Origin of the sequence: Paenarthrobacter sp. TE4293, assembly GCF_050435325.1 — a bacterium.
GTDB classification, from domain to species: Bacteria; Actinomycetota; Actinomycetes; order Actinomycetales; family Micrococcaceae; genus Arthrobacter; species Arthrobacter nitroguajacolicus_C.
In genome coordinates this window covers 174,613-194,007 of record NZ_JBNJRY010000009.1, presented here as the reverse complement: position 1 = coordinate 194,007, position 19,395 = coordinate 174,613, and the positions used below count along the sequence as shown (strand labels likewise).

Below are 19,395 nucleotides of genomic sequence, written 5' to 3'. Positions count from 1 at the left end.
TCATGAGCGGAATCACGAACGGGAACAGCGGCAGCACCGCGCACAGTACTTTAATCACCAACATCGGCGAGCTGATGACCCAGGACCTGGAGCACCGCGTCCTGAAGGACGCAGCGCTCGTCGTCGAAGGCGAACGGATTTCCTGGATCGGCTCCGCCAAGGACGTTCCTGCAGCGGACACCATGATCGACGCCGAGGGCCGCGCCGTCCTGCCCGGCTGGGTGGATTCGCATTCGCACCTTGTCTTTGCAGGGGACCGGACCGCCGAGTTCGAGGCCCGCATGGCCGGGGAAAGCTACAGCGCCGGCGGGATCGCTGTCACGACGGGCGCCACACGCAGCGTCAGCGACGACGAACTGACCCGCCTGGTGCGGGATCGTGTGGCCGAAGCAGTCTCACAGGGGACGACGTATCTGGAGAGCAAGACCGGCTACGGCCTGGACGTTGAGAACGAGGCCCGCAGTGCCCGCATCGCGGCGGCCGAGGTGGACGAGGTCACGTACCTGGGCGCGCACTTGGTCCCGGCCGGTTCAGACCCCGAGGAGTACACCGACCTGGTCTGCGGGCCCATGCTCGACGCCGTCCTGCCGCACGTCCGCTGGGCCGACGTCTTCTGCGAGCGGGGAGCGTTCACGGAGGACCAGTCCCGCCGCGTCCTGACCGCAGCCCGCGACGCCGGTTTGGGGCTCAGGGTGCACGGCAACCAGCTCGGGGAGGGACCCGGTGTTGCCCTGGCCGTGGAGTTCGCGGCAGCGAGCGTCGACCACGTCAACTATCTTTCGGACAAGGACATCCAGGCGCTCGCGGCCACGTGGGCCGGCTGGGATCCCGCGACCGGGACGGGTACCAGGGGCACCGTCGCAACCTGCCTTCCCGCATGCGATCTGTCCACCCGCCAGCCCTTGGCTCCCGGCCGCGAACTGATCGACGCCGGTGTGCAGATCGCGCTGGCGGCCAACTGCAATCCGGGGACCTCCTACACCAGCTCCATGGCGTTCTGCGTCACCACAGCGGTGCTTCAAATGCACCTCAGTGTCCACGAAGCCGTCCGGGCGGCGACCTACGGCGGCGCCTTGGCGTTGGGCCGGGAGTCCGGGAACGACGTCGACGGCGAACGGGCGGTGGGTTCGCTCGCCGTCGGACATCGTGCGGACCTGCACCTGCTGAAGGCGCCGTCGGCCACGCACCTGGCTTACCGTCCGGGGATCCCGCTCACGCATTCGGTGTGGCGGGCAGGCGTGCGGGCCGTCTAGGAAAACACGAAAGAGAGGCGGTGTTCCGGAAGGAACACCGCCTCTCTTTGCCGCGGGCGAAACGGACTTATGCGCAGCTGAACTTCGCGTCGGCCCAGTCGCCCCAGTCATCGCCGGCGTCGTCGCCGTTCTTGTCGGCGATGAGCTCGACGTTCCGGACACCTGTGATGTCCACAGTGAGGGGGAGTGCGGCCGAGTCTGCGCTGAGAACGGGAGTCCGCAGCAACTCGCGCCCATCGCCCTTCACAATGAACACCACCGAACCGTGCAGGCCCTTGTTCAGTTTTGCATCGTCGACTCCTGCCACCGCAGTGAACCTGCTGCACTTGGCCTCGGTGGCAATGCTGATCTTCGAGTCGGCGTGGACGCCGATGCCCTTGGAATACACGACGCCGTCCAGCCGCAACGCGGGCCCGTCACCGGCGTTCTGCTCACCGTTGGCCCGGTCCCGTTCCGCGGGTCCCCAACCATTGGTGCTGCCGATCCACGGCAGATCGGAGGCGAAGACCGTGCCCGTCAGGACGGGTGCGGGAGGCTCCTGTGGGGTGGATGAACACGTGAACTTTGCGTCAGCCCAGTCCGCGTGGTCATTGCCGTTGGAGTCGCCGGCGTCGTTGGCTACCAGCTCGACGTACTGGGCTCCGGTGACGTCGACGGTGAGGGGCAGGGGAGCGCTGGCAGCGCCCAGGACAGGGGTGGTCACCTTGGCGGTGCCGTCAGCTACCACGGAGAACTTCACGCTGCCACGTGTCGGTTGGGCATCATCGATCCCCACGGTCGCGGTAAAGGCTGTGCAGTAGCCGCCAAGGTAGTAACGGATGGTTCCGTTCGCGTGGGCACCGAGGCCCTTGGCGTAGACAGTTCCGTTGAGGGTGAGGGGCGTGCCGTCGCCTGCCCCGGTCCCGCCATTGGACTGGTCCTTCTCGACGGGACCCCAGCCGTTGGTGGCGCTGACCCAGGGGTGGTCGCTGGCGAAGACGGTGGCCTGCGGCGGTTTGGGCAGTGTTCGTACGGTGGTGGTGGTGGCGATGGTGCGGCCACCTGCCGGCTCGGTCGTGGTGGTGTATCTGGCCGTTGCCTTGATGGGGTAATCCCCCTCAGCGGATGCAGGTGCGGTGATCTTCCACGTGGTGGTCAACGTGCCGCCTGCGGCCAGGGTCGGAGCTGTTGCAGGGGTGGAAGGGATTGCCGTCCAGCCTTCAGGCATATCGAGCGCAACGGCGAGACTGCTGATGGCGGCGGGCTCATCGGAAACGAACGTGGTGACAAAATCCTGCGCCTTGCCCTGCTGGACCACATCGCCCTTGAGCGTTGCCGAGAGCTGCGCGCAGGCCGGGACAGCCTCCGAGGCCCCGAGGTCTTCGACCAGGAAGTTGTCCATGGTGAAGTCCGAACCATTCGAGCTGCCCGTGCGCTGCAGCCCCACAAAGGAGTCTCCGCAGAAGCCGGTGTCGAGGATCTGCTCGAAGCGGGAGGTGGAGGTTTTCGCATCGATTGCCTGGCTGCCCGTGACGGCCGGACCTGCCTGCGAGTCGTAGCCGGAGACCCAGGAATACTGTCCGGCTTTGGAGTTCTGGTAGTCGAACGACACCTTGTACTTGTGCCCTGCCTGGAAGGGGACGGTGGCCTCCGTGGTGCGGTAGACCATGCCCGGTCCGCTGTCGGGGGCGCGGTTTTCATCGTGGGCGATCAGCGACCATGTACCGTCCAGCACTTCGTCGATCACGTTGGCGTCCCATCCCTTCTGGGTGAAGGGTTCATTGCGTTCGGTGATGTGCGTCCGCGGGTCAGTGGAGCCGCCGGCATTGCCCTTGACGAACGGTCCCCAACCCTGGTCGACGTTTTCGAAGTTTTCACTGAGCACGCCAGTGGTGGCAATCCGGGTGGTCTTCACCGCCCGGAAGTCATCGACGCGGACTGGTGCATCGCCGTCGGCCGCTGTGACGGAAACAGTGGCCTTCGTGTTGTCCTGTGGCACGTCCACCAGCACGCGGAGGCGTTGGAAGGATGTGCCGTGCTTCTCGTCGCCGGCCACGTAGTTTTCGGCGTTCGACGAATCGATGGTGACGCTTTCGCTCTTGCCGTTGATGTCCACCGAGAGCGTAGTGGGCCGGGTCTTGCCGGGCTGGATTTCAACCCAAGCACTGACGGATTGGGTTCCGGCGTCCAGTTTCACTTCCTGGCTGATCGACGACGGCGCTGCCCCCAACGCGGCGAAGCGGCGGCCTTTGTCGTCGCGCACCTGGGTGACGTTGCCCGTGGGGTTCCACGGGGCGAGGTCGGTACCGTTGAACCCGGGATCGTTGAAGGCTGTGCCTTCGCCGAAGCCGGCCTTGCCGGGTAGGTCTGCCTTGGTGTTTTTGGGAGCAAGGATGTAGGGCTGTTTCGCATCGGCTGTGACCGTCACCTGGCCATTGACCACGGGCACATTGGCGACTTTGACGCGGCCGTTGTCCGTCAGCTTGAACAGTTCAAGCGTGCCGGCCTTGGCGAACTCCTTGGTGAGCGTCCAGGTGCTGGCGCCCCCGGCCGGGTTGTAGTGGTAGAGCTTGTCAGCCTTGCCGTTTTCCTTGGATGACCAGGGCAGCAAGTAGGTTCCGCCCTGCAGCACTGAGGTTCCGCCCACGGTGATATTGCGTTCCTCGGCGGTGTTTCCGGTGACGGCCACGCCGTCGGCCAGGTCGATGCGGTCTGCCGTCCACTTGGTGATCTGGTGGTGCTGCAGGAACTTGGCCGGCACGTTGGCTGTCCAGACGTTCTCGCTGAAGGCATTGAAGTCGTTCTGGCCGGTCCAGCCTTCGAACTCCACGATGTGGCTGACGCCGAGCTTGGGATCGGGGTTCCAGACGTCTGACTGGGTGTTGTTGATGAAGCGCAGGATCTGGGAATTTACTCCCTTGTTGGTGGAGCCGCCGTACTTTTCATCGTTGGCCCAGTGCGACCAGGTATTGTTCCGGGACAGGTGGTCCGCCCATTCTGAGCCCACCCGGAAGCCGTTCTTGACGAGTTCCTGCTGCAGGCGCTCGGCCAGCCACCCGAACTCGTAGTACACGTCCACGTACACGAAGTCCAGGTTCTTGTCCGTAGCTTCCCTGAGCTGCTTGATGCGTGCGGCGAGCTTGCCGGAGTTGATGTCTTCGCGCTGGTTGATGTAGTACGACTGGTCCAGCCAGTTCCATCCCAGGCCCTTGTCCGCCCGCAGCAGGTCCTCGCTGAAGGATTTGGCCTCGGGGTAGATCTCCGTGGCATTGATATGGACGCCGAAGCTGGCATTCCAGTCCTTGCCTTCCTTGACCAGGGTGTTAAGGTCTTCGAGCCCGCCCGCGCGGCTGTTGAAGTTGTTGCCGTAGTCCGTGTTCGCGGAGTCGTGGCCCTCGCTGGTGTAGCCCTTGAGCATGGCCACCTGCCCCAGCCCGTCGGTGGCCAGCGCAATACGTTTGACGTCATCCAAGGTGCGCAGGAACGGATGGGTCGCCTGGGAGGCGAAGTTGAACGGAATGTGGGTGATCACGTTGTCCGGGGTCTGGTCACCCTTGTTGGCGTTGACCTGGATGGACCTCATGGCGATCGCGGCATCCTGCCAATCCACGGTCCCATCGGCATTGGCATCGGGGGTGATGGCGACGCGCGTCCAGGGAAGTTCCTCGGTGGTGGCAGAGCCCTCTGCGCGGAAGAGCCATTGGCCGCTGGCAACTCCCATGGAAACCCCGCCGGCGCCGTCGCTGACCGCCTGGCGCCAGAACCGGCCCCGGTCTTTGGCTCCGGGTCCGGAAGATGTGTCATACAGGGCGTTGGTCTCAACTGCCGCGCCCAGGGACGCGGTGTTGGCCAAGGCGTAGGCGGAGCTCTTGGCAGTGGAGTCCAAGGGAGTGGTAGCGGTGATGGGTGTGAACTCGTCGCCGGTCACGCTCCGGTCTACGGAAAGGTTGGCGGTGGATACCTGCGCTCCGGGCTGGGTGGAGCCCACTGTGACCAGGTTCAGCCGGGGGAGTTGCAGGGTCTTGACCTGATGGTCGGCAGAATCCTTGATCCCGGTGACGTTGAACGACACCACGTTCTTCTTGACTGACATCCGGGCTGTGATCACGGTGTTTCCGAAGTCCGGAACTGTGAGGACGTAGTCCCGTGCGTCGTTGCCGGAGCCGGTGGACGTTCCGGTGACGCTGTACTCCGTGCCGTTGAGGGTGATGGTGCTTAGCCGCGCCACGGTGCCGTCGAGGCGTGCCTTCGTAGCGGCGTGGGTGTAGCTGAGGACTTGGGGAAACGTCGTGGCGACGTCGACGCGGAGGTCGCCGGAGGTGATGGAGGCAGTGTCGGCGGCACTGACGATGTCTGCCGGTTGGGTGGATGGGGCTGCGGAGGCGGGTTGAATTGCCAACAGTCCGAGTGAGGATGAGGCGACGACGCAGGCCAAACTCAGCGCTGCGAGACGTCTGGGGGATGACAAGCCGGGCATGATGCTCCTTCTTGATTTTTCCGAGCGGGTAACGATCATGTTCTTGCGGACCTGTCTAAGGTTGCTGCATGAGACAGAAGTTGACAAGAGTTAACAGGCAGTTAACTTAAAAGCACACGTCAGCACACGCTTTCCCGCTCTTGGTGAGCGTTCGCTTCGCGCGCGGATAATGAGCAGTCCTCCCACTCGAATGATCCTTGTGAGATCGAAAATGATCGTTTAGTGTTTCTATAGATCAGAAAACGTCATTAGCTGAGCGGGAGCGGAACACACAATGAGCGAGAACACACTGGGCGCCTTTATGGACGAAGAACTGGTTTCCCAGCCGGAAGTCTGGCAGCGCGCCGTCGAACAGGCCCGCGCTGAGAAGTTGCTCCCGGCTGACGGCACGCGCATCGCCGTGATCGGCTGCGGGACGTCCTGGTTCATGGCCCAAAGTTACGCCGCAGCCCGGGAGTCGGCAGGGAAGGGCGTCACCGATGCCTTCGCCGCTTCCGAAGCCTTCCTTAACAGCAACAGCGCCGGTCGGAAATACGACGCCGTTGTGGCCATTACGCGCTCAGGCACCACCACAGAGGTACTTGAGATCCTGGCCGGACTTCAGGGGATTGTTCCCACGGTGGCGATCATTGGTGATGTTTCCTCACCCATCGTCCCGCTGGCTGATGCCGTGATCGGGCTTCCCTATGCGGATGAGCGCTCCGTGGTGCAAACCCGTTTCGCCACCACGGCGTTGGTCTACTTGTTGACCAGCCTTGGCATTGACGTGGCGCAGGCCATCGAGGATGCCCGCGACGCGGTCAGTGCTCCGGTTTCACAGGAACTGTTGGACGCAGAGCAGTTCACCTTCCTTGGCACCGGCTGGACGGTCGGGCTTGCCCATGAGGCCGGCCTGAAAATGCGTGAGGCCGTCCAAGGCTGGACCGAGTCCTACCCCGCCATGGAGTACCGCCATGGACCCATTTCGATCGCAGCCCCGGGCCGGGTCACCTGGTTGTTCGGGGCACAGCCTGAGGGCCTGGACCAGGACATGGCAGTCACCGGTGCCCTCTATATCCACACGGACAAACACCCACTGGCAGAACTCGCCCGGGTGCACAAAGTGACTCTGGAACGCGCCCGTGTCCGTGGACTGAATCCGGACCTGCCCCGCAACCTGACGCGCTCCGTCATTCTCGACGCCTCCGCCTAGGTACCGGACATGGTTCTCGGAGCCGCGGAATCACCTGTTCTCTCCTTCGACGTGGGCGGGACGGACATCAAAGCCGGGTTGGTCGATGCCCGGGGGGCCGTCCTTGGCATGCGCCGCGTTCCCACGCCGCTGGATTCTGTGCGACCGGGCGAGGCAGTGCTGGACCGGGTCGCTGAGCTGGCCGCAGAGCTGGCTACCGAATTCCCGGGTTCACCGGCCCGGGCAGCCGGCATCATCGTTCCCGGCATCGTGGACTCCGCGGCCGGAATCGGCGTCTACTCGGCCAATCTGGGATGGCGTGACTTCCCGTTCACCGCAGAAGCCGAAAAGCGGCTGGGGATCCCGGTGGCCTTCGATCACGATGTTCGTTCCGCAGCAGCGGTGGAACACAGTTTTGGTGGTTCCAAGGAGTTCAACGACGTTGTGGTGATGGTCGTGGGAACCGGCATCGCCGCCGCCGTTTTCTCCGGTGGCAAGGCTGTTACCGCTGGAGGGTTCGCCGGTGAACTCGGCCATGCCCAGGTCCCGGACCCTGACGCCGGCCCCGGTGCCACGGGCGCCACCATCCTCGAAGCTGTCGGTTCGGCGGGTGCCATTGCCAAGCGCTATTACCGTGCGTCGGGCAACAGGGTGAACGGTGCCCGCGGCGTCCTGCTCAGGGCCGGCGAAGGCGATGAGGTGGCGGCCCGCATCTGGGCCGATGCCGTGGATGCCCTCGCCTTCACCATCTGCCAGTGCGTCAACATCATCGGAACCGAAGCGGTGGTGATCGGCGGCGGCCTGGCTGAAGCAGGTGACGAGCTGCTGGAGCCCCTTCGGGCCAAGGTCGATCAGATCCTCGATTTCCAGCGGCGTCCACGGCTGATCAGGGCCGAGCTGGGGCAGGACGCCGGCTTGCTCGGTGCCGCCCTGAACGCACGCGCGCTCCTGGGAGTCGGACAATGAAGCGAGCCAACGTGAACCGCATCATCACCGTGACCGCCAACCCAGCCATCGACATGACCTACACGGTGCAGGGGATCACCGAAGGCGCCAGCCACCGCGTCCCCACGCCTTTGAGCCGAGCAGGTGGCAAAGGCATCAACGTCGCCCGTGTCACGCATCAGCTCGGATACCCGGTCCTGGCCATCGCTCCCACGGGCGGGGCCGCCGGACAGACCCTCGCAGCTGAACTCTGGACCAGCGGAGTGCCCCACACCCTGGTGGGAGTCGCCGCCGAGACGCGCCGCAGCATCGCACTGGTGGATACGGTGGCCGGAGAAACGTCCATCTTCAATGAGGAGGGCCAGGCCCTCCTTCCGGATGATTGGCGCTCGCTGCGGTCCGCCGTCGTCGAAGCCGTGAGCGGCAACCGCAACCTGCCGGCCTCCGTCCTGGTCGGTTCAGGCAGCCTGCCGCCGGACGCCCCCAAGGATTTCTACCCCGAACTGGTGCGGTTGGCCCACGACGCCGGCATCCCTGCGATCATCGACACCTCCGGTCCCGGGATCATCGCCGCAGCCAAAGCCGGTGCCGACGTGCTCAAGCCAAACCACCACGAGCTTGCCGAAGCGACCGGCGAGTCCAGCATCGAAGCAGCAGCCCTGTCCCTGATTGCCATGGGCGCCCGCACGGTCCTCGTCAGCGCAGGCGCTGACGGCATGCTCGCCTTCGACCACGCAGCCCCCGGTGGCTACTGGAACGCGCGACTGCCCGAGGCCCTGAGCGGCAACCCCACCGGGGCGGGCGACGCCGGTGTGGCGGCTGCCGCCGTCGCACTCGCCGAAGGCATCACCGAACCGCGCGAAATACTGCGCCGGGCCACCGCCTGGTCAGCAGCGGCAGTGCTCATGCCCGCCGCCGGTGAAATCTCGCCGCGGTACCAGGAACTTCAAGACCAACTGATCGTGACATGGAAGGAGACCCGGTGACCCTGGTCAACACGCGGGAACTCATGGACAGGGCCGCAGCCTCCGGCACAGGCCAGGGCGCGTTCAACATCATCCACCTTGAAACAGCCGAGGGCTTGGTGGCCGGAGCCGAAGCCGCAGGTGTTCCGTTGATCCTGCAGATCTCCGAGAACTGCGCCAAGTACCACGGCGGGCTGGAGCCCGTCGCGTCAGCCGCGCTCGCGATCGCCCGCTCGGCCGCTGTCCCGGTCGCACTGCACTTGGACCATGCTGAGTCCGAAGACCTGGCCCTCGCCGCAGTGGACCTCGGATTCGGCTCGGTCATGTACGACGGTGCACACCTGCCCTACGAATGGAACGTCGAAGTCACCCAGCGTGTGGCAGCGTACGCCCACCAGCGCGGCGTGTACGTGGAGGCCGAGCTCGGCAAGGTCGGAGGCAAGGACGGTGCCCATGCGCCGGGCGTCCGGACCGACCCCGCCGAGGCCCGGGATTTCGTCGAGGCTACCGGAGTGGACGCGCTCGCCGTGGCCGTCGGTTCCTCCCACGCCATGACGGAACGAAGCGCTGCCTTGGACCTGCACCTGATCACCCGCCTGAAGTCCGCGGTGGGAAAACCGCTGGTCCTCCACGGCTCCTCAGGCGTCACAGACGAGATGCTCGTAGCCGCTATCGGCGCAGGTATGACTAAAATCAACGTATCCACACATTTGAACGGGTTCTTTACCCGCGCCGTCCGTGAGTACCTCGATGCCAACCCTGCAGTGGTGGATTCCCGGAAGTACATCAAGGCCGGCCGTGACGCCCTTGTGCTGGAGTCCGCACGTATGCTGACGCTGTTCGCCAAAGCGAAATAGCAGGAACCCGCGAAAGGCTCGTCATGACCCGCACCGATCGGCTGACCGCCATCCTCGATCTCCTGGCCGAGTCCGGCCATGTGGAAGTCGAGGACATCGTGACGCGTCTGGGCGTGTCACCGGCCACGGCGCGCCGGGACCTGGACAGCCTCGCCAAACAGCGTTTGCTCAGCCGCACCAGGGGAGGCGCGACGACGGGATCAGTGGCCTACGACCTTCCGGGCCGCTACAACCGCGACGACCACGCCGAGGCCAAGCAGGACATCGCCCAGGCCGCCTCCGCGCTGATCCGTCCGGGGGCAGTGATCGGTCTCAGTGGAGGTACCACCAACACGGCGCTGGCCCAGCTGCTTTCCACCCGCGAGGACCTCAACGCGCCGTCCAACAGGCCCACCCTGACCGTCGTGACCAACGCCATCAATATCGCCTCGCAACTGGCGGTCCGGCCCAACATCAAGATCATGGTCACAGGAGGCATCCTGAACCCGCGCTCCTACGAGCTCGTGGGCCCGTACACAGATGTGATCATGCAGAAAGTGGCCCTGGACATTGCGTTCATCGGGGTCAACGGCGTGGACCCCGACCTCGGCCCCACCATTACCGACGAGGGCGAAGCGATGGTCAATACCGTCATGGCACGCCGCGCCACGGAGTCCTACGTTGTGGCCGACTCCTCCAAGGTCGGGCGACGCTCTTTTGCCGCCATGGCCGGCTACGACTTCCGGCACCTCATCACCGATGCCGGAATCAGCGCCGAGGACAAGGCAGCCTTCGAAGCCAAGGGCACCGAAGTCATCGTCGCGCCCGCCAGCTAGCCGCGGCGGCCGGCCAGCGTCACCAGCCAGCGTTACCGGGCAGCCGCCCGGCTGTCGGCCGCAATTCCATCCAGGCTAGAACTGCACCCTCGGCGCGTGCAGCACCGAATCGTCAACATCCCTGGGCACCCACTGGCTGAACGGTAAATCGAGGCTGTACTGGCCGTCGTCGTTCCTGATCAAGGTGCGCAACTCGGCGTTCTCCGGGTTGTTGAGCGATTCAAAGTACTCGACGGTCCAATGGAACCAACGCATGCAGAACAGCCGCATGGTCAACCCGTGAGTGACCAGGAGAGCGTTCGGCGCGTACGTGGGCTTCTGCCAGTGGCGGTACAGCGTTTCCATGAAGGACGACACGCGGTCGTACACATCGGAGCCGGACTCACCTTCGCGAAACCGGTAGAAGAAATGGCCGTACAGGTTACGCAGCTCCTTCTGGTCTTCGATCTCCCCGGCGATCTGGAAGTTTGCCCAGTCCTGCTCCCGAAGCCTTGGTTCCTCAATGACGCGCTCGACCAAGGGGCCAAGGTTCAGCGCTTCCAAGGTTTGGTACGCCCGCAAATACGGTGACACATAGACGCAGACTTGTTGCCCGTCGAGCGTCCGGCGCAGGTCCTCACCGGCCACACGGGCTTGCTCGATGCCGGCCTCCGTCAGTGGAATCCGGTAGTCCGGTACGCGGTTGTAAATGGACGTGTCGGCATTGGCGGCGGACTGGCCGTGCCGGATCATGAAGATTCTTGCTGGGGCACCCATCCCACCAAGCATAGGGTGGGTACATGTTCCTTGCTTCCCGCCGACGGCTGCGCGCCGAAGTACTGATTGTGCTGGGCCTTTCCCTGGGCCAGTCGGCCGTGTACTCCGTGGTTCAACTGCTGGACAAGATGACGCGGGCTCCGTTGGCCGACGCGACCTCAACCCTCAACAGATCCCAAAGCACCCGCGAGTACTTTGACCTTACCTACCAACTGCTGGACATCATTTTCGCGTTGGTGCCGGTGGCCTTGGTCTTCTACTTCCTGTCCACGTACCTACAGGCAAACCGCAACGACGAGGGCGGCTCGGCGTTTGCCCGGCTCGGCTTCAACTTTGCCCGCCCCGGCAAGGACCTTCTTCAGGGCGTGGGACTCGCGGCTGCCATTGGGATCCCTTCGTTGGGACTTTACGCCGCCGGGCGGGCTCTCGGAATCACCACGGCGATTGTGCCCAGCGGCCTGGACGCCTACTGGTGGACCGTGCCGGTGCTCATCCTCTCGGCCATCCGGCACGCGATCGTGGAAGAAGTGATCGTGGTGGGATATCTCCTGGACCGCTTCGGAAAGTTTGGGTGGAGCATGCCGGTGGCCATCGTGGTCAGCGCCGTCCTGCGGGGAAGCTACCACCTCTACCAAGGCTTCGGGCCGTTCATCGGCAACGTGGTCATGGGACTGGTGTTCGCCTGGATCTATACCAAAACCAAGCGGGTGATGCCCTTGGTGATTGCCCACGCCTTGCTGGACATCGTGGCGTTTGTTGGCTTCAGCCTGTTTGGCAAGGCGGTAGGCCTGGGCTGACTCCACCAGCCGGCAATAGTGGCTGCTTGGCAAGCCCATACCGTGCGTTAAACATATCCGGCCGCCATCGGTGGGTGACGTCATTGGCACCCGCTGATGGCGGCCGAAGCTTTTCCGGACATGGTTGACCGGCGCCGGGGCTGGCCCGGATGAAGGAGCGGTCAGATGGTGACGGCCCCGGAGGCGGTTTCGAAGGTTACTGACATGATGCCCGGGGTACCGTGCGGTGCCATCCACTGGACTGCAACATCCTCCAGCGGCTTTTCCACCGGTTCGCCCAGCCATTCGGTGACGCGTTCTGCCGAGCCCGCAATGGTGAGGCTGGACATCTTGACGTCGCTTTCGTAGATCCTGGACGGGTGCAGTGAGGGGTCGCCCTCCCACTTGAGCAGGTACGGGACCTGGGGATCGGCAATCAAGCCCAGGATGCCGATCTGCTGCCACACCAGTTCGCGGCCGTCAGGGAACTTGCGGTTGCCCGGAACAGCGGAGCGGCCAAGGCGGTCTTCGAATGGAGCCAGGTCATCAACGGCGACGCACCAGCCCATCCAGCCACCACCGGCAGCCGAGCGGGCACGGACTGCCTGACCAAAGGGTGCTTTGTCGGAAGCGGGGTGGTCCAGGACCTCCACGACTTCCAAATACTTGTTATCCGCCAAGGGAATGATCATGTTCCGGGTGCCGAAGCGCGGGTGCACTCCGCCCCGGACAGCGTCCACTCCCAATGCCGCGGAAATTCGTTCGGTAGTGGCCAAGAGGCCATCTCGTTCACAGGCGTAAGAGACGTGATCCATGCGCATGGCTTCATCTTGGCACTTTGTGATCGGGGTCTCAGCTAAGTCAAGCCTAACTAAGGTGGGATGTGCATAAACCTTTGCGTGTGGCGTCACGCAGGGACGCGAAAAGACCGAAAGATTCCACCGGCGTCACAAAGCTGTCTTAGGCTCCGGACACTTCCTAGACTGGCCACAGCTCACCCGCAGCACTTCCGCCGAACCCATGCGCCACGAACAGGAGAACTCCATGTCCCAAGGATGGTCTTTCGAAACCCGCCAGATCCACGCAGGCCAGGAGCCCGACTCGGCTACGGGCGCCCGGTCGCTGCCGATCTACCAGACCACGTCCTTTGTGTTCCCCAGCGCCGAGAGTGCAGCCAATCGTTTTGCGCTGGCCGAGCTCGCACCCATTTACACCCGGATCGGCAACCCCACGCAGGATGCCGTGGAACAGCGGATCGCGAGCCTCGAGGGCGGCTTGGGTGCTCTTCTGCTCAGCTCGGGCCAGGCTGCGGAAACCTTCGCCATCCTGAACATTGCGGAGGCCGGGGACCACATCGTGGCCAGCCCCAGCTTGTATGGCGGTACGTACAACCTGCTGGCCCATACCCTGAAGAAATTCGGAATCTCGGTCACGTTCGTGGAGGACCCGGACAGCCTGGACCAGTGGCGTGACGCCGTCCAACCGAACACCAAGCTGTTCTTCGGCGAGGTTGTTTCCAACCCGCGCCAGGACGTCCTGGACATTGAAGGCATCGCCCGTGTCGCGCATGAGGCCGGCGTGCCGCTCATCGTCGACAACACACTGTCCACGCCCTACCTCATCCGTCCCATCGAGTGGGGCGCCGATATCGTGGTCCACTCGGCCACGAAGTACCTGGGCGGCCACGGTTCAGCCATCGCCGGGGTCATCGTGGACTCCGGCAATTTCGACTTCGGCCAGGACCCGGAACGCTTCCCGGGATTCAACACCCCGGATCCGAGCTACAACGGACTCGTATACGCCCGCGACCTGGGCAAGGATGGTGCCCTTGGCGCCAACCTCTCCTACATCCTGAAGGCGCGGGTCCAGCTTCTTCGCGACCTTGGCTCCGCCGTTTCCCCGTTCAATGCCTTTCTGATCGCCCAGGGCCTGGAGACACTGAGCCTGCGCGTGGAGCGCCACGTGTCCAACGCCACCAAGGTTGCCGAATGGCTTGAAACCCACGACGACGTCGAGTCGGTCGCCTATGCGGGCCTGCCGTCCAGCCCTTGGTACGACCGTGGCCGGAAGTACGGTCCCCGTGGAACGGGCGCCATCGTCGCGTTCAACATCAAGGGCGGCGTCGAGGCGGGCAAGCGCTTTGTGGATGGGTTGGAACTGCACTCCCACGTGGCCAACATTGGAGATGTCCGCTCGCTGGTGATCCACCCGGCCTCCACCACGCACAGCCAGCTGACGGTCGAGCAGCAGGTGGCTGCGGGCGTCAATCCGGGGCTGGTGCGGTTGTCCGTGGGTATCGAGCACGTGGATGACATCATTGCCGACCTCGAGGCCGGATTCCGGGCAGCCAAGGGCGCCTGAGCCGCCCCTGGAAGACACGGCGCGACCGCGCCCGACGCCTTTACTGGAAGGCCGCCCGGACCGACGATTATTCGCCGGGCGGCATTCCGGGGCGCCCGTTCGTGAACGAAGCCGTCCTAAACCGTCACACTGGTGTCACATTCTTCGCCAGAACCGCCCTGTTTTTCCTAGACTCTTCGTATTAGGTCATGAGTGCCAGCAGACAGCCCCGGCTTGCTGGCCGGCAACCCTCCTCCGCGGTGGGGTGCCCCGGGTGAAGACCTGGCCTGTTCGCACGCAAGGCGACAGGCAAGCGCGAGGATAGGTGTCAAAGGAATGACCATTACTGCTACAGCCCTTCCACAATCCGGAGAAGACGACGGGACCGTCAAGTACGCCGGGATTGGACCGCTGGACCTTGAGGCCGGTGGTTTCCTCCCGGATGTTGTCCTGGCGTATGAAACGTGGGGGAAGCTGAACGCGGATGCGTCCAACGCTGTGCTCATCCAGCATGCCCTGACGGGAAGCACGCATGTCGCCCGCGGAGCCACTGATGAAGAGGGCTGGTGGGAGCAGTTGGTTGGCCCCGGTGCCACCATCGACACCAACAGGTTCTTCGTCATTTCCATCAATATCGTGGGCGGCTGCTACGGCAGTACCGGACCCTCCTCCGAGGCGCCGGACGGGCGTCCCTGGGGCTCCCGGTTCCCGTTGGTCACCTTGCGTGACAGCACCGAGGCGGAGGCCCGGCTGGCCGACGCCCTCGGGATCGACGCCTGGCATGCCGTATTGGGCGGTTCGATGGGTGGAGCCCGCGCGCTTGAATGGGCTGCGACGTTCCCCGAGCGGGTGAAGCGCTGCGCCGTGATTTCTGTAGGCGCGTACAGCACGGCTGAGCAGATCGCCTTTGCACAGGCCCAAACCCTGGCCATCCGGCAGGACCCGAACTTCAACAACGGCGACTACTACGGTGGCACTGCCCCTGAGCGCGGGCTCGCCTTGGCCCGGCGCATTGCGCACATCACCTATCGCTCGGCGTTGGAACTGGATTTCCGCTTTGGCCGGGAAGCGCAGCACCAGGAGACACCCCTGGCCGCTGCGGTGCTGGGGGAGCGCGGCCGCTACCAGGTGGAAAGCTACCTGGACCACCAGGGGACCAAGCTTGTCCGGCGGTTTGATGCCAACAGCTACATCGCCATTACCGAAGCCCTGATGTCCCATGACGTTGCGCGTGGACGCGGATCGCTGGAAGCGGCGTTATCGCGCACCACCGCGGAATTCTTCGTGGCGGCGGTGGACAGCGACAGGCTATATTTCCCGGCACAGTCCCGGGAATTGGCGGCAGCGCTGCCGGGGGATGTGCCGGTCCATGTCATCGAGGCACCCATCGGCCACGACGGCTTCCTGACGGAAATCGGACAACTCTCGGCGCAACTCCGCGAAGCGTTCTTCGCTTAGATCGCGCCGTCGGCCTGCACAGGCCGGCTTAGCCGTTCATGATCTGGCCGCGCTGCTTCATGTAGTCCTCCATGGCGATTTCCCCGTTGCTGAACTTCGCATCGAGCTCTGCCAGCTTTCGGGCCCGGTAGCCTTGCGGCTCCGTTCCGCTGGCCGAGGGAAACGGTGTGGGGGATGAAGGGCTCGACGGCGGACCGGCCTGCGGTGCCGATTCCGCGGGGCGGATGACGCTCGGCGGGGACTGATACCCCGGGTAATCCTGCTGCGGGTTGGCGGGTCCAGGGTGGGGTTGCCCCGGATACTCCGGATACCCCGGGTAGTCCTGTTGGGGATACCCCGGGCCAGGCAGATGCTGCTGCCGATAGCCGGGACCGCGGAAGGTTCCGTCCTGGATCCGGCGTGCGCGGGAACGGTTGTACATACGGATCCCGAGTGGAATCAGCCACGAGCAGACGATGATCCAGAAGATCAGATTGTTCACAGTGCAGGCCTCCTAGGTCTTATCCCAGCTTAGCCCTGCCACCTGATGCCACCCCGGATGCGTCAGAGCAGCCTGGTGTCCATCCCCAGGAACCGTCCATAGCGTTCAACCTCGGCCTCCAGTGCCAGCTGTTCCGGCGGGGTGGTGGGCTGGTTCATTCGGACCTCCACCCGGCACGCCCCGCCGGAGAAGCTGTGCCGCCACCATCCGGCCAACCTGCCATCCAGCAGGACCACGTGCATTGGTCCGTTGTCCTCGGGCAAGTACGGTGCTGTCCCGCCAAGGTAGCTTCGGGATTCCGAGTAGCCCATGACGTACTCGTCGTAGCACTGGATAAGGTCAACGCGGGGGAGCGCGGATTCCCTGGCCGGAGCACGATCCCCGCCGTTGACGAGGTTCTCCACGTCCCCGGAGTCAAGGTGGAACTCGAAGCCGTCGAAGGAGACCGACGCCAAGGTCCCGGGGGAGAGCTCCTCCGCGACGCGGAGGCCCAGCCTGACGTCCTTCATGGTCATCCCGGACCATGCGGCGCAATCCTTAACGGTGGCGGGTCCACGGCTGCCGAAGTACCGCAGTGCCAGGTGCCCCAAGGCCCGTTCACGGTCCTCCCCGGAGAGTGCCGTACGAACCAAGCCAGGCACGCGCTCCTCGAACAGGGCATACGTCTGTTTCAGGGCGCCGCCGGCCGAGCGCACGGGTGCTCCGCTCACCAGGATGCAGCTGATTTCGGCATGCATGAGGTGATAAACGAAACCCAGGCCTTTGCTGGGGAAGCCCGCCTGCCCCATGACCTCAGCCAGTTCTTCGCGGGTCTTGTGGGCGCCTCCGGCCACCGCCGCGGCCAGGATCCGGCCACTGAGCAAGGCCGAGTCCGCATCCACCCCTGTTTGCCGGTACATGCCCTTGTTGCCCTGATGGAGCCGGTCGGCCGAGAGCCCCATCAACCAGCCGAGGTCGTCCCGGTGCACAAAGTGCCAGGTGGGCCGGAGGATGTGGGTTCGCAGGATCGTTCCATCGGCGACGCCCTGCTCCACGTCGGAAGAAGTGGCGGCCGACGTCCGTTGGGCAAGCGTCCACCGCGCATACGGAAACTCCTGTGACTGGACGGCGAGCAGGTTTCGGACCACCTCGCCCGCCGGACCGGCGGCCGGGGTCCGCAGCTGCTGTCTCCTCAGGCGCAGGCGCCGGACGTTCTCCGCAGAGCGGGCCACATCATCTGCCACTTCGGCACCCGAATACCTGGAATGTCACCCTAGCTCCGTGGCAGCAAAGTGCCGCTGGGCCCGAAGACGGGTCCCGGCGTCGGGCGCTTTGGGGTGATGCCGTCGCCCGAGGACTGGTGCCGCAGCCGGCGGATAACCCACGGAACAAAGTACTCCCGGGCCCAGACAAGGTCGGACGAACGGGCTTCGCGCCAGGTGCGCGGAGGCAGCGGCTTGGCAACCAAAGGTTCCAGGGTGTGCTGGACGTTAAGAGACTCCAAGACCATCATGGCGATGGTGTGGTGGCCAAGGGGTGAGAAGTGCAGCCGGTCGGCATCCCACATCTGCTGATCGGCCAACTGCCGCAAGGACCACATGTCGGCAATCACGGCGTCGTGCCGCGCAGCGACTGTCCTGAGGTTCTCGTTGTAGATGGCTACCTTGCCGCGGATGCGCCCCAGGACAGAGGCTGCGGTGTCGGGACCGTTGAACAACACCACTGTGGCGCCACCGGAACCCAGCTCGCCAACCGCGGCATCGAGTTTGGCGGCGAGTACGTCCGGGTCGCCCCCGGGCCGGATGAGGTCGTTGCCGCCCGCTGAAATGGAGACCAGATCGGGCTGCAGTTCGAGGCAGGGCCCCACTTGCTCATCGACGATCTGCTGGAGCAGCCGGCCCCGGATGGCGAGGTTGGCGTAGGCGAAGTCCTCGTGTCCCCGGCCCAGTTCCTCCGCAACCCGGTCCGCCCAGCCGCGGTGGCCGCCGGGGTTCATCGGCTCGGGATCGCCGATCCCTTCGGTGAACGAGTCACCCAGTGCCACGTAGCGGCTCCACGGGTGTTTCTGGACAGGATCGTCGGGTTTCAACAATTGGTTGTTCTCACTCACGTTCATATCCTGCCCCCTGACGGCAAACCTACGCCACCGTAGGTTGTTACTGGCGGGTAACTGCAAGAATGGATCCATGACTGAAGCCCCCGCCTTCCCCGCGCCCGTTGTCCTGTGGTCCCACGAAGAAGCTGAGCGTGCCGGCAAGCCTCTCCTGGTCCTGTTGCATGGCTACGGCTCCAACGAGGACGATCTTTTCAGCCTGGCCGGACTGCTCCCTGACGGATTCGTGGTGGCTGCCCTCCGGGCACCGATGCCCATGGGTCCGGGCTACACGTGGTTCCCGCTGACGGCCTCCATCGATTATTCGTTGGATGCCGTGAAACTCGCAGCCGACTACGCCCTGGCGTGGCTCGACACCGTCAAGGCCAATCATTCTTCAGTGACACTGCTTGGTTTCTCCATGGGCATGGCCATGGCTACCACCATGCTCCGTTACCGCCCCGCGGACTTTGCCGCCGTCGTCGGGCTCTCAGGCTTTGTGATCGACGCCGGCGCTGACGCCGCCTTCCGGGATGAGGAACTGGACGGTACAGTGCCGATGTTCTGGGGCAGGGACCAGCAGGATCCCGTCATCACCCAGGACAAGATCGAATACACCATGGGGTGGGTTCGCAAGCATGTGGACCTCACCAAGGTGCTCTACACAGGAATGTGGCACGGCATCAACCAGCAGGAGATCGGACACGTGGGCGAATTCCTCACACACAAGGTCCTCACCCCCTGACAAAGCAGCGCGGGGTCACTTACGGCCCATTCAGCGCCCCAACATGGGCCATAAGTGACCCAGGTTGCCCTAGGCGGCGGCGATCCGGACTGTCTGGCCGTTGACGGTCACAGTGTCCCCGACGTGGAGTTGGCGACCGCGGCGGTCGTCGATTTCGCCGTTGACCTTGACCAAGCCGTTCTTGATGAGCTCCGTGGCCTCAACTCCGTCCTCCACAAGGTTGGCGAGCTTCAGCAGCTGGCCGAGGCGGATCATGTCGTCGCGGATGGTGATGTCTTCGATTTCCGGAGTGCTCATACAGCAATG

The 19,395-nt window shown here is 64.3% G+C and carries 17 protein-coding genes and 1 riboswitch; of the genes, 10 read left to right on the top strand and 7 right to left on the bottom strand.

All coding sequences use genetic code 11. The features are described from left to right. Positions 1 to 2 precede the first annotated feature (2 nt). On the top strand, positions 3 to 1,253 hold the full coding sequence (gene hutI / locus QF015_RS18285) for an imidazolonepropionase (RefSeq protein ID WP_429390362.1): 1,251 nt from the start codon (positions 3 to 5) through the stop codon (positions 1,251 to 1,253). A gap of 67 nt (positions 1,254 to 1,320) precedes the next feature. On the opposite strand, the gene QF015_RS18280 is transcribed toward hutI, so the two are convergent. After that, positions 1,321 to 5,709, bottom strand: coding sequence for an endo-alpha-N-acetylgalactosaminidase family protein (locus tag QF015_RS18280; RefSeq protein ID WP_429390361.1), 4,389 nt, complete (start codon positions 5,707 to 5,709; stop codon positions 1,321 to 1,323). Positions 5,710 to 5,983: 274 nt separating this feature from the next. Between QF015_RS18280 and QF015_RS18275 the strand changes: the two genes are divergently transcribed. From QF015_RS18275 to QF015_RS18255, 5 genes are read left to right on the top strand one after another with little or no spacing between them, the layout of a single operon-like run. Next, positions 5,984 to 6,901 (top strand): SIS domain-containing protein, encoded by a 918-nt coding sequence (locus QF015_RS18275; protein WP_310201424.1) that lies wholly within the window; start codon positions 5,984 to 5,986, stop codon positions 6,899 to 6,901. A gap of 9 nt (positions 6,902 to 6,910) precedes the next feature. Continuing rightward, positions 6,911 to 7,846, top strand: a complete 936-nt coding sequence (locus QF015_RS18270; protein WP_429390360.1) for an ROK family protein — start codon at positions 6,911 to 6,913, stop codon at positions 7,844 to 7,846. Next, positions 7,843 to 8,811, top strand: a complete 969-nt coding sequence (locus tag QF015_RS18265; RefSeq protein ID WP_429390359.1) for a 1-phosphofructokinase family hexose kinase — start codon at positions 7,843 to 7,845, stop codon at positions 8,809 to 8,811. Before QF015_RS18270 ends, QF015_RS18265 begins: the two co-directional genes overlap by 4 nt. Beyond that, positions 8,793 to 9,647 (top strand): class II fructose-bisphosphate aldolase, encoded by an 855-nt coding sequence (locus tag QF015_RS18260; protein WP_310201417.1) that lies wholly within the window; start codon positions 8,793 to 8,795, stop codon positions 9,645 to 9,647. Before QF015_RS18265 ends, QF015_RS18260 begins: the two co-directional genes overlap by 19 nt. A gap of 23 nt (positions 9,648 to 9,670) precedes the next feature. Beyond that, positions 9,671 to 10,462: a DeoR/GlpR family DNA-binding transcription regulator gene (locus QF015_RS18255; RefSeq protein ID WP_310201416.1), complete on the top strand. Its 792-nt coding sequence runs from the start codon at positions 9,671 to 9,673 to the stop codon at positions 10,460 to 10,462. Between the two features lie 75 nt (positions 10,463 to 10,537). On the opposite strand, the gene QF015_RS18250 is transcribed toward QF015_RS18255, so the two are convergent. Further along, positions 10,538 to 11,218 (bottom strand): histidine phosphatase family protein, encoded by a 681-nt coding sequence (locus QF015_RS18250; protein ID WP_429390358.1) that lies wholly within the window; start codon positions 11,216 to 11,218, stop codon positions 10,538 to 10,540. Positions 11,219 to 11,241: 23 nt separating this feature from the next. Here QF015_RS18250 and QF015_RS18245 point away from each other — a divergent pair, with 23 nt between their 5' ends. Next, positions 11,242 to 12,015 (top strand): CPBP family intramembrane glutamic endopeptidase, encoded by a 774-nt coding sequence (locus tag QF015_RS18245; protein WP_429390357.1) that lies wholly within the window; start codon positions 11,242 to 11,244, stop codon positions 12,013 to 12,015. A 161-nt stretch (positions 12,016 to 12,176) separates the two neighbouring features. Here the strand turns inward: QF015_RS18245 and QF015_RS18240 are convergent, their stop codons facing one another. Beyond that, positions 12,177 to 12,815 carry a VOC family protein gene (locus QF015_RS18240; protein WP_089594306.1) on the bottom strand — a complete coding sequence of 213 codons (639 nt, stop codon included), beginning with the start codon at positions 12,813 to 12,815 and terminating at the stop codon, positions 12,177 to 12,179. A gap of 199 nt (positions 12,816 to 13,014) precedes the next feature. Between QF015_RS18240 and QF015_RS18235 the strand changes: the two genes are divergently transcribed. Together QF015_RS18235 and metX are read left to right on the top strand one after the other, a co-directional pair. After that, positions 13,015 to 14,355 carry a bifunctional o-acetylhomoserine/o-acetylserine sulfhydrylase gene (locus QF015_RS18235; protein WP_310201409.1) on the top strand — a complete coding sequence of 447 codons (1,341 nt, stop codon included), beginning with the start codon at positions 13,015 to 13,017 and terminating at the stop codon, positions 14,353 to 14,355. 184 nt (positions 14,356 to 14,539) lie between these two features. After that, positions 14,540 to 14,656: riboswitch (SAM riboswitch) on the top strand. A gap of 14 nt (positions 14,657 to 14,670) precedes the next feature. Next, complete coding sequence (gene metX, locus QF015_RS18230) at positions 14,671 to 15,792, top strand: homoserine O-acetyltransferase MetX (protein ID WP_429390356.1); 1,122 nt, start codon at positions 14,671 to 14,673, stop codon at positions 15,790 to 15,792. Between the two features lie 28 nt (positions 15,793 to 15,820). Here metX and QF015_RS18225 read toward each other — a convergent pair whose 3' ends face one another. From QF015_RS18225 to QF015_RS18215, 3 genes are all read right to left on the bottom strand, one after another. Beyond that, positions 15,821 to 16,273, bottom strand: a complete 453-nt coding sequence (locus QF015_RS18225; protein ID WP_429390355.1) for a hypothetical protein — start codon at positions 16,271 to 16,273, stop codon at positions 15,821 to 15,823. A 62-nt stretch (positions 16,274 to 16,335) separates the two neighbouring features. Further along, entirely contained in the window at positions 16,336 to 17,496 is a 1,161-nt protein-coding gene (locus QF015_RS18220) for a winged helix DNA-binding domain-containing protein (RefSeq protein ID WP_429390354.1), read from the bottom strand. A gap of 29 nt (positions 17,497 to 17,525) precedes the next feature. Then, positions 17,526 to 18,368, bottom strand: a complete 843-nt coding sequence (locus tag QF015_RS18215; protein WP_310201401.1) for an SGNH/GDSL hydrolase family protein — start codon at positions 18,366 to 18,368, stop codon at positions 17,526 to 17,528. Positions 18,369 to 18,438: 70 nt separating this feature from the next. Here QF015_RS18215 and QF015_RS18210 point away from each other — a divergent pair, with 70 nt between their 5' ends. Beyond that, positions 18,439 to 19,089, top strand: coding sequence for an alpha/beta hydrolase (locus QF015_RS18210; protein ID WP_310201399.1), 651 nt, complete (start codon positions 18,439 to 18,441; stop codon positions 19,087 to 19,089). Positions 19,090 to 19,158: 69 nt separating this feature from the next. Here QF015_RS18210 and QF015_RS18205 read toward each other — a convergent pair whose 3' ends face one another. Further along, the gene (locus QF015_RS18205; RefSeq protein ID WP_310201397.1) at positions 19,159 to 19,386 is read right to left on the bottom strand and encodes an RNA-binding S4 domain-containing protein; all 228 of its coding nucleotides are present in this window, start codon (positions 19,384 to 19,386) and stop codon (positions 19,159 to 19,161) included. Between the last annotated feature and the right edge of the window lie 9 nt (positions 19,387 to 19,395).

What these genes read in the sequence shown, in the direction of transcription:
- QF015_RS18210 (WP_310201399.1), top strand. Translation starts at nt 18,439, where the DNA reads ATGACTGAAGCCCCCGCCTTCCCCGCGCCCGTTGTCCTGTGGTCCCAC.
- QF015_RS18280 (WP_429390361.1), bottom strand. Translation starts at nt 5,709, where the DNA reads ATGCCCGGCTTGTCATCCCCCAGACGTCTCGCAGCGCTGAGTTTGGCC.
- QF015_RS18275 (WP_310201424.1), top strand. Translation starts at nt 5,984, where the DNA reads ATGAGCGAGAACACACTGGGCGCCTTTATGGACGAAGAACTGGTTTCC.
- QF015_RS18235 (WP_310201409.1), top strand. Translation starts at nt 13,015, where the DNA reads ATGCGCCACGAACAGGAGAACTCCATGTCCCAAGGATGGTCTTTCGAA.
- QF015_RS18265 (WP_429390359.1), top strand. Translation starts at nt 7,843, where the DNA reads ATGAAGCGAGCCAACGTGAACCGCATCATCACCGTGACCGCCAACCCA.
- QF015_RS18245 (WP_429390357.1), top strand. Translation starts at nt 11,242, where the DNA reads ATGTTCCTTGCTTCCCGCCGACGGCTGCGCGCCGAAGTACTGATTGTG.
- QF015_RS18250 (WP_429390358.1), bottom strand. Translation starts at nt 11,218, where the DNA reads ATGGGTGCCCCAGCAAGAATCTTCATGATCCGGCACGGCCAGTCCGCC.
- QF015_RS18270 (WP_429390360.1), top strand. Translation starts at nt 6,911, where the DNA reads ATGGTTCTCGGAGCCGCGGAATCACCTGTTCTCTCCTTCGACGTGGGC.
- QF015_RS18255 (WP_310201416.1), top strand. Translation starts at nt 9,671, where the DNA reads ATGACCCGCACCGATCGGCTGACCGCCATCCTCGATCTCCTGGCCGAG.
- QF015_RS18260 (WP_310201417.1), top strand. Translation starts at nt 8,793, where the DNA reads ATGGAAGGAGACCCGGTGACCCTGGTCAACACGCGGGAACTCATGGAC.
- QF015_RS18205 (WP_310201397.1), bottom strand. Translation starts at nt 19,386, where the DNA reads ATGAGCACTCCGGAAATCGAAGACATCACCATCCGCGACGACATGATC.
- hutI (WP_429390362.1), top strand. Translation starts at nt 3, where the DNA reads ATGAGCGGAATCACGAACGGGAACAGCGGCAGCACCGCGCACAGTACT.
- metX (WP_429390356.1), top strand. Translation starts at nt 14,671, where the DNA reads ATGACCATTACTGCTACAGCCCTTCCACAATCCGGAGAAGACGACGGG.
- QF015_RS18240 (WP_089594306.1), bottom strand. Translation starts at nt 12,815, where the DNA reads ATGCGCATGGATCACGTCTCTTACGCCTGTGAACGAGATGGCCTCTTG.
- QF015_RS18215 (WP_310201401.1), bottom strand. Translation starts at nt 18,368, where the DNA reads ATGAACGTGAGTGAGAACAACCAATTGTTGAAACCCGACGATCCTGTC.